Source organism: Arhodomonas sp. KWT, from assembly GCF_010993615.1.
The window spans coordinates 4600-13366 of sequence record NZ_WNXE01000013.1 but is presented as its reverse complement, the minus strand read 5'-3'; the positions used below and the strand labels follow the sequence as shown (position 1 = coordinate 13366).

General features: G+C 71.4%; 10 protein-coding genes and 1 pseudogene. 1 reads left to right on the top strand and 10 read right to left on the bottom strand.

Features of this window, described 5'->3' with window-relative positions; all coding sequences use genetic code 11:
* The 3 genes and pseudogenes from G7A99_RS25175 to rpe form a co-directional block, all read right to left on the bottom strand.
* Window positions 1-706, bottom strand: a pseudogene (locus tag G7A99_RS25175) (anthranilate synthase component I); the annotation flags it as partial.
* Window positions 707-861: 155 nt separating this feature from the next.
* Window positions 862-1599, bottom strand: coding sequence for a phosphoglycolate phosphatase (locus G7A99_RS04475; protein ID WP_163139022.1), 738 nt, complete (start codon window positions 1597-1599; stop codon window positions 862-864).
* On the bottom strand, window positions 1596-2270 hold the full coding sequence (gene rpe / locus G7A99_RS04470) for a ribulose-phosphate 3-epimerase (protein ID WP_163139021.1): 675 nt from the start codon (window positions 2268-2270) through the stop codon (window positions 1596-1598). Before rpe ends, G7A99_RS04475 begins: the two co-directional genes overlap by 4 nt.
* Window positions 2271-2407: 137 nt before the next feature.
* On the opposite strand from rpe, the gene G7A99_RS04465 reads away from it, so the two are divergent.
* Window positions 2408-2878, top strand: coding sequence for a CopD family protein (locus G7A99_RS04465; protein ID WP_018716446.1), 471 nt, complete (start codon window positions 2408-2410; stop codon window positions 2876-2878).
* A 9-nt stretch (window positions 2879-2887) separates the two neighbouring features.
* Here the strand turns inward: G7A99_RS04465 and G7A99_RS04460 are convergent, their stop codons facing one another.
* The 7 genes from G7A99_RS04460 to moaB form a co-directional block, all read right to left on the bottom strand.
* A complete protein-coding gene (locus G7A99_RS04460) occupies window positions 2888-3685 on the bottom strand; it encodes a TerB family tellurite resistance protein (RefSeq protein ID WP_018716447.1) in 798 nt (265 codons plus the stop codon).
* A 219-nt stretch (window positions 3686-3904) separates the two neighbouring features.
* Window positions 3905-5551, bottom strand: coding sequence for a bifunctional diguanylate cyclase/phosphodiesterase (locus G7A99_RS04455; RefSeq protein WP_051088163.1), 1647 nt, complete (start codon window positions 5549-5551; stop codon window positions 3905-3907).
* A complete protein-coding gene (locus tag G7A99_RS04450) occupies window positions 5527-5904 on the bottom strand; it encodes a hypothetical protein (RefSeq protein ID WP_018716449.1) in 378 nt (125 codons plus the stop codon). Before G7A99_RS04450 ends, G7A99_RS04455 begins: the two co-directional genes overlap by 25 nt.
* On the bottom strand, window positions 5901-6542 hold the full coding sequence (locus G7A99_RS04445) for an acyl-homoserine-lactone synthase (protein ID WP_205599734.1): 642 nt from the start codon (window positions 6540-6542) through the stop codon (window positions 5901-5903). The genes G7A99_RS04450 and G7A99_RS04445 overlap by 4 nt, the downstream gene beginning before the upstream one ends.
* Window positions 6543-6648: 106 nt before the next feature.
* Window positions 6649-7395, bottom strand: coding sequence for a LuxR family transcriptional regulator (locus tag G7A99_RS04440; protein WP_018716451.1), 747 nt, complete (start codon window positions 7393-7395; stop codon window positions 6649-6651).
* A 39-nt stretch (window positions 7396-7434) separates the two neighbouring features.
* Window positions 7435-8043, bottom strand: coding sequence for a TetR/AcrR family transcriptional regulator (locus G7A99_RS04435; RefSeq protein WP_018716452.1), 609 nt, complete (start codon window positions 8041-8043; stop codon window positions 7435-7437).
* Entirely contained in the window at window positions 8040-8576 is a 537-nt protein-coding gene (moaB, locus tag G7A99_RS04430; RefSeq protein ID WP_256379696.1) for a molybdenum cofactor biosynthesis protein B, read from the bottom strand. The genes G7A99_RS04435 and moaB overlap by 4 nt, the downstream gene beginning before the upstream one ends.
* Window positions 8577-8767: the final 191 nt, after the last annotated feature.

Genomic DNA, 8767 nt, shown 5'->3' with positions numbered 1-8767 from the left:
CGGCCTCGAAGTCCACCTGGCCGGGGTTGGAGGTGAAATCCTCCTCCTCGACCTCCCGCGGCGCCCGCCCGGTGCGGTAGGCGAGCTCGGTGGCGCGCAGGCGTTCCGCGATCCCGTCGAGCCGGGCCTGCGCCCGCTCCCAGGCATCCGCCTCGGCCGGGTCGGCGTTGACCACCACGTACAGCTTGCCGGCAAGGTTGTCGAAGACCAGCACCTCCTCGGCGACCATCAGCGCGATATCCGGCGCACCCAGGGGGTCCGGGTTGGGGCACTCGCCGAGGCGCGGCTCGATGTAACGCACGGTGTCGTAGCCGAAGTAGCCCACCAGCCCGCCGAGGAAGCGCGGCATGTGCGGGAACTCCGGCGGCGGCGCGGCCGTCACCCGGGCGTGCTCGGCCTCCACCCACGCCAGGGGGTCATCCAGCGTCTCGGTGGAACGCACCTCACCGTCCACCCGGGTCTCGAGGCGGTACCCGGTGATGCGGTACTGCACCCGGGCGGGCAGCCCGATGATGGAATAGCGCCCCCACTTCTCCCCGCCCTGCACGGATTCGAAGAGAAAGCTCCCGGGGCCCTCGGCGAGCTTGAGATAGGTCGACAACGGCGTGTCGAGGTCGGCGAGGACCTCGCGCACGAGGGGGATTCGGTTACAGCCCGATCGGGCCAGCTCCTGAAACTGGGTCTGCTCCATGGTCACCACCGGCATTGGTAAACTCGGACAATGGCGTCTGGGTTGCGATGTGCCAGCCTCGCCATCGATGCCGGGGGTCGAGCGCCGTGGTGACCGCCATGCAGCGCGGACGCGCCGTCACTACGAAGGGGCGGCGGACCGTGCCCACGAGGGCCTCTCCGGCGACGGCCTCAGCCATGCCGGTGCGCCTGTGCCTTGTCAGTGACGGTCGATCCTGCTGTCTCATGCGCCTGTGCGATACCGATCAGGGGCGGCAGGTCGGCCAGCGTGTCGACCACCGCCTCGGGACGAGCCTCAAAGATAGCATCCCCTTCCCGATAGCCATAGGGCACACAGGCGACCGGGATCCCCGCATTGCGGGCCGCGGACACGTCGGTGAGCGAATCGCCCACCATCAGGCAGTCCGCCAGCGCCACCCCCAGGATCCCGGCGGCATGGGCCAGCGGCGCGGGGGCCGGCTTCTTCTCGGCCAGGGTATCGCCGCCGACCACGGCGCCGAAACGCGCCGCCAGGCCCAGGGTCTCCAGCAGCGGCCGCGCCAGCCCCTCGGGCTTGTTCGTCACCACCGCCACGGGGATACCCGCTGCGGCCAGGGCGTCGAGGAGCTCGATCACCCCCGGATAGATCGTGGTCCGCTCGACCAGCCGCTCGCGGTAGAGGACCAGGAACCGCGCCAGGGCCGCCTCCGTGCCCGCCGGCTCCCCGTCGATCCCGCGCCGGCCGGCGAGCGCCCGCGCAACCAGGCGCCGGGCGCCGTTGCCCACCCAGTGACGGACCAGCGCCTCGCCCACGGGCTCGCGGCCGAGCTCGGCGAGCAGGCGGTCCACGGCGGTGGCGATATCCGGCGCGCTGTCCACGAGCGTGCCGTCCAGATCGAAGAGCACGGCCCGCGGCCGGGACAGGCTCATGCGCCCCCCTCGGCGAGCCGGCGGCGCATCTCGCCGATCGCCCCGGCGTAGTCCGGCGCACCGAAGATCGCCGAGCCGGCGACGAAGGTGTCCGCACCGGCCGCCGCCGCGTCGGCGATGTTCGCCGCCTTGATCCCGCCATCGACCTCGAGGCGGATATCGCGGCCGCTCTCGTCGATGATCCGCCGCGCCGCACGGAGCTTGTCCAGCGAACGCGGGATGAAGGCCTGGCCGCCGAAGCCGGGGTTCACGGACATGATCAGCACCATGTCCACCTTGTCGATGACCCAGGGCAGGCAGTCCAGCGGCGTCGCCGGGTTGAACACCAGCCCCGCACGGCAGCCCTCATCGCGGATGAGCTGGAGCGTGCGATCGACGTGTTCGCTCGCCTCGGGGTGAAAGGTGATCCAGCTCGCCCCCGCCGCGGCGAAGTCCGGGACGATACGGTCCACGGGCCTGATCATGAGATGGACGTCGATGGGCGCGGTGACGCCATGGCGGCGCAGCGCCTGGCAGACCACGGGGCCGAAGGTGAGGTTCGGCACGTAATGGTTGTCCATGACGTCGAAGTGGACCATGTCCGCGCCGGCGGCGAGGACGTCGTCCACCTCCTCGCCGAGGCGCGCGAAGTCCGCTGAGAGGATGGACGCGGCAATACGGAAATCGGTCATCGTCCGGGGCCTTGAGGCTGGTCGCGAAGCTGAGCACTTTACAATAGATGCCAGGGACGTAATAGGTAACGCCGTGCGGACGATGCCGGCAGGCAGCGATCCGTGACGGGCACCCGCGGCAACGGAGGGAGACGACGATGTTCTGGGAGATCCCGGTACTGATGGCACTGCACCTGATCGCAGCGGTGGTCTGGATCGGAGGTATGTTCCTCGCCTACACCTGCCTGCGCCCGGCGGCCGGCGCCCTCGAGCCATCCGTGCGCGGCCCGCTCTGGCACGGGGTACTGCGGCGCTTCCTGGCCGCGGTCTGGGTCGCCGTGGTGGTGCTGCCGGCGAGCGGATACCGCATGAGCGCGCTGCGCTTCGGCGGGCTCGCGGACGCACCGGCCTACGTGCACGCCATGCAGGCGATCGGCTGGGTGATGATCGCGCTGTTCGTCTACCTCTACTTCGGCCCGTACCGGCGGCTCGGCCGTGCGGTCGCCGACGGCAGCACCGGCGCCGCCGGCGCGGCGCTGGGGCGCATCCGCCGCGTGGTCCAGATCAACCTGGGGCTGGGCATGGCCCTGCTCGTGGTGGTCGCGGCCGGGCGTTTCTTCGCCTTCTGAGACCGCGGTTCAGGACGCGGCCCGGCGGCGGAGATAGTCGTAGGCGGCCTTGACCTCGCGGGTCCGCGCCCCCGCCTCGCGCAGGGTCGCCTCGTCCGCCCCCCGCGCCACCAGGCGGTCGGGGTGATGGCGGCTCAGCAGCCGCCGGTAGGCGATGCGCACGGTCTCCGCCGTCGCGCCCTCCTCCAGCCCGAGCACGGCATACGCCCAGGCCACGTCCATGCGGTCACCCGAGCCCTGGGCCCGCCGGCGCACCGAGGCGTAGAGCCGGCGGTAATCCTCGTCATCGATGCGGAGCAGGCGCACGGCGTCACGCAGCCGGCGGAATACCGGCCCGGTGGGCTCGCCGTCCGCCAGCGCCACCCCGAGAAGCAGACGCAGCCAGCGCTGGGCGGGACGTCCGCCGCGGACCCGGCGCAGGCGTATGAGATAGCGCCGCCACGGATAGCCGGGCTGCTTGGCCGCGGAGAACTGGCTGATGGCGACCCGTCGGGCGGCGCTGTCGAGGCCGAACTCGTTCATCAGGGCGCGGGTGGCAGCGATCTCGGCCTCGCTCACCCGGCCGTCACGCTTGGCGATATGCCCCGCCCAGCCGAACAGCGCGGCGAGGAAAACGCGCTCGCGCGGGTCCTCGCTCCATTGCCGCCAGCGCCCCGGGCGCAGCGGCGCGAAGTAGCGCCGGTCGTCACGCCACCATCCCAGCGCGGCGCCCAGCGCCACCCCGGCCGCCCCGGCCAGCCACAGGCCGATGAGCGCTCCTGCCAACCGGCCGGCATAGCGGCCTGAAAGACCCAGCCACGACGTCATTTATCGCTTCGATATCCGCTCTTGGACCCACGATGCCGCCCACGGCACCGCCCGGCACGAGAGTATACCGAAGCCCGCGGCACCGACTAATCCATGGCGGGACAAACAGGCTTCAGGCAACACGGCCGCACGCCGAGCCGCCCGGAGATGGAGAGGCATCGCGGACCGGGACCTGCCTCCGGGGGGAACCGTTCGCGCACCACCCCGTGCGCAACCCGCTCACTGCGCCCCGGCCGTGCGCAGGGCACCGCCGTCGCCCGCCAGCAGACGCGCCAGTGGCATGGGGGCGCCATAGAGATAGCCCTGGGCGAGCAGCTCCGGCCAGCGCGCCAGGAACCGCGCCTCTTCCTCACGCTCGACCCCCTCCACCACGACCTGCAGCCCCAGGTCTGTCGCCATGGACACGATGGCCTGCATGATCACCTGCCCCGCCGGGCTCTTCCAGAGCCCCTGGACAAAGGAACGGTCCACCTTGAGCACCTGCACCGGCAGCTCCAGCAGATAGGCCAGCGACGAATAGCCCGTGCCGAAGTCGTCCACGGCAAGGCGCACCCCGAGGGCGCGCAGCTCGCGCAGCGTGTCGATGATCGTGGAGTTGTCGCCGATCAGCCGGTGCTCCGTGATCTCCAGCGTCAGACGCCGCGGATCAAGCCCGGTGTCGCGCAGCACCGCGGCCACCTCGTCGACGAAGCCGCTCTCGTGCAGCTGCTCGACGGACACGTTCACCGCCACCTCCGGGACCCGTCCGCCGGGCGTGGTGGTAGCGACCAGCTCTTCGCAGGCACGCCGCAGCACCCATGCCCCCACCGGGCGGATCAGTCCGGTGTCCTCCAGCACGGGCACGAACTGGTCCGGCGGCACCGGCTGACCGTCCTCCCAGTGCCAGCGCAGCAGCGTCTCGACCCCGCACACCTCGCCGCTGCCGAGGGACACGATGGGCTGGTAGGCCAGCGAGAACTCATCCTCCTCCAGCGCCCGGTGCAGGGCGACCTCCAGCGCCACCGCCCGGGCCGAGTGGTGGTCCGGTGCCTGGGGCGGTTCGTCGTCGAACAGCACCCAGCAGCGCCCGAGACGGCGGGCCCGCTGAAGCGCGGCCTCCGCGGCCACCAGCGGCCCCTCGGCCTGGCCCGTCGCCGCCTTGCTCGCGGCGAACCCCGCGGAGACGGTCACCAGCAGCTCCCGCCCGTGGCAGAAGATCGGCCGGCGCATGGACTGGTCCAGGGCCTCGGCCATCTCCCGGGCGCGCGCCGGCGCGCCGGGACCGGTCATGACCACGCCGAACTCGTCGCCGCCGAGGTTCGCCACCCGTGCGCCGGTACCGGCGAGGCGCTGCAGCCGCCGCCCCACCTCGGCGAGCACGGTGTCGCCGCAGGCGTGACCGTAGCCGAGGTTGATCTGGCGCAGGCGGTCGATGTCGATGCACCCGACCGCCACCGGCGCGCCATTGCCCGCCGCGGTCTCGAGAACGGAGAGGAACTCGGCGCGCCCCAGCAGCGGTGACGGCTTCGAGCTCCGCGCGCTGTCCGCCTCGGCCTCCGCCTCCAGCTCAAGGGCGACGGCACCGGTGGGGTACGGCACCAGCCGCCCGGCAAAACGGGCGCCCGGGTCGCACACACCGCGCAGGCTCAGGTAGATGCCGGCACAGCCGGCGCGCAGCGCGGCCAGGCACAGCGACAGCGAGCGCGCCGGGTAGACCGCGTCGGTCAGCCAGCCGTCGACGCTGTCTCCCCGGGCCAGCCCGGCCAGTGCCTCCGGCAGCGCGGTCGCCACGGAGGTGACGCGCCCCTCGCCGTCGAGCATCAGGCGGTAGACCGGTGCCGCCGGCGGCGCCTGAACGGCCGCTAGGCTGGATTGATAGTTCGGCATGGCGCGTGGTACTCGAAGATCCAGCCACCGTCCTCCCGTCCATAGGCGGGCCGGGCACCTCGGCAACCATAGCGGGCCCGGCCGTCGTCGACCGGGAACTCGGCGTTGTGGACGGGCATCCCCAGAATGCGCTCCCGGGCCTGTCCGCCGGCGGCGCACACACGGTCGCTGACAGCCTCCAGGCTCAGGGCCTCGCCCGGGTCCACCAGGACGTAGTCGAACCACTCACTGGCGGCCAGCTCTTCCGCCTCGGCCAGTCCGCCGCACTCGCACACCTGCCACAGCGGCGATGCGAGCACCGCCTCGGCCAGCGGGTGGGTGCTGCGGCGCAGGTTCACGAACAGTAACCTCATGCCACGGCCCTCCCCGCCGGCGCGGCGGCAGCATCGGTGGCGGGCAAGGCGCCGAGGGCGCGTCCCAGGGCCTCGTCGATGCGCAGCCGGCAGGCCACCGAGAGCACGCGGCCGATACGCACCGCGGAGCCGTCGCCGAAGCGCGTCAGCTCCAGGCCCATCCCCCGGAGCATGCGCTCCACGGCGACGCTGGTCGCCATCACGTACTCGCGGATGCCGTTGCTGGCGCCGTAGCGGTAGCACGCGCGCATCAGCGACAGCGTCGTCTCGGTGCAGCTCGCCTGTACCCGCTCGCTGGCGTCCGAGGGCTCCACGGCGAAGCGCGAGAGCTCCCAGACATCGCTGGCACAGGGCACGGACTCGCCGCGCAGCAGCTCCGGGAACACGTCGCGGAGCATGTACGGGCCGGTGGTCGGCAGCAGCCGGAAGGTGCCGATCACCGTCTCACGGTGCTTATGGCAGGCAATGTAGACCGGGTCGAGATCGTCGTAGTCGTCACGCTCGCGGCCACGCACGCTCGTGACCTCCCAGCCCAGACGCTGGCGGAAGACACGGTGGCGGAAGCGGTAAATGCCATCGACCACCGACGGCGGGAGCGTCGCTTCGGACGGACGTCCGACAAGGATCTGAGCTTGCATGGGCCGGGCCTCTCGCAGTTGTTTGGGTCCGGCTCCCATTCAACGGCGCGCGCGGCCGCGAGGTAACTGTCAGTTCTTACAGGTTGTCAGCAGTGAATGAACGGCTTCACGCAAGCTGGGGGGCGATCAGGCCCTGAGCGATGGCGCGGGCGACCGCCTGCTGGCGCGAGGTGACATCCAGCTTGCGCGCCGCATTGTTGAGGTGGAATACCACCGTGCGCTCGCTCACCCCGAGGATCGCGCCGGTCTCCCAGGCGGTCTTCCCCTCCGCCGCCCAGAGCAGGCATTCGCGCTCGCGCGCGGTCAGGCTGGCGGGACGGTAAGGCAGCGCGCCGTGGTCGAGCAGCCCGCATACCGCCTCGTGGACGTAGCTGGAGAACATGAACAGGGCCGGCTGGGAGGCACGGATATCCCGCTCGACCGGGGTGCCCCGCCGCCCGGAGGAGAAGCTCAGCAGCCCGACCTCGCCGCGGCTGCCGCGCACGGGCAGGCATGTCCCGGTAACCAGGCCGAAGGCGGCGGCCTCGTGGAGCACCGCCAGATCCTCCGGACCGTACTCGGGACTGTCGAACAGCTCGCTCCAGCGCGCCGGGCGCACGTGGTTCACGCTGTGACGCACCGCCGGGTCGAGCTGGATGTAGTCCTCGGCCTGGTAGCGCTCGCGCCACTCGTCCGGATGGCCGCTGATGACGAGCATGAAGGGCCGGGTCAGCGAGCTGGGAAAGCGCGCGCCGTAGATGAAATGGTCGTAGCCGTAGAGCGCGGCCGCGCGGCTGCACACCGAGTGAAGGGCCTCGATGCTGTCCGCGGCGAGTGCCGCCTCGATGAGTTCGCTAAGACGTGGCTCCGGCATAGTCGCCCCACCCCCATTCGACGGCGCGTCCGTGCTGCCTCAGCCCACCAGGCGTTCGAGTCCCTCGCCCCGTTTCATGCCCAGCCCCTGACGCAGGGCCCGGAGGACCCCCTCGTAAGCCTCCGGCCCGCGCAGGCGCGCAAGCTGCAGCGCCCCCTGGGTCGCGGCCAGGATCTGGTGCGCCGTGTCCGCCACGTCGTCAACGTGGGGAATGCTGCCATCGGCGAGCCCGGCCTCGAGCGTCTCGATGAAGAAACCGAGGACGTCCTGCAGCAGCGCATCCGCCTCGCGGCACATTGCCGGCGGCAGGCCGGTACGCTCCACGCCGACGACCCCCAGGGGACAGACGCGGTCGGCGGCGACGTAGCGCCCGTCCAGCTCGAAGAACGCCTCCAGCCGTGCCGACGCGTCCGCGCCTCGCGAGCGCTGGCGCTCACACCACCAGCCGAAGTCCTCGCGCACACGGGCGAGCACGGCGAGGCCGAGATCCGCCTTTGCCGGGAAATGGTAGTGCACCGCGGCGGTGCGCACCCCCAGCGCCTCGGCGATGTGGTGATAGCTGAAACCGTTGAAGCCGCGCGCCTGCATCAGCCGCTGCGCGGTGGCCAGGATCGCCCGCCGGGTCTCGCCACGTGGTCGCCGGCTCACGCCCCGCCTCCGCCGTGATTGGCGAACAGCACCAGCTCCGCCAGGTTGCAGGGACGGTGACGCACGTCGAGCTGATCGGCCAGGATGGCGTCCCAGGCGGTACGGCAGGCCCCGGTCGAACCCGGCAGGCAGGCGATGAACGTATGGTTCGCGAAGCCCGCGAGGGCCCGCGACTGGATCGTGGAGCTGCCGATCTCGGCATGGGAGAGCTGGCGGAAGAGCTCGCCGAAGCCCTCGACCTCCGCATCGAGCAACGGGCGCACGGCCTCGGGGGTATCGTCCCGGCCCGTGAAGCCGGTCCCCCCCGTGGTAAGCACGGCCTGCACGGCCGGATCCGCAATCCAGCGGGAGAGCACGGCACGGATCCGGTAGCGATCGTCCGGCAGGATCTCACGCTCGGCAAGATGATGCCCCGCCGCCTGCAGGCGCTCGCACAGCAACGCACCCGAGCGGTCCTCGTCCACACCCCGTGTATCCGACAGCGTTAGCACCGCCATCGACAGCGGACGGAATTCCGGACTTGCCTCGTGCACGCTACCCCCTGCGTTGAACCGTCATACGTTACCGACTCCAATCCCGTCGGGCATTTTGTCCGGTGTCGGGGCACCTGCATGGGCTCAGGGCGCTCGATCCGCTCGGTCGCACCGGAGACACCCGCATCGCCCACTGCAGCGCAGACCGGTGACTCCGGTGATTATCGGCGTCCGGCACGGCCACGCCCCCC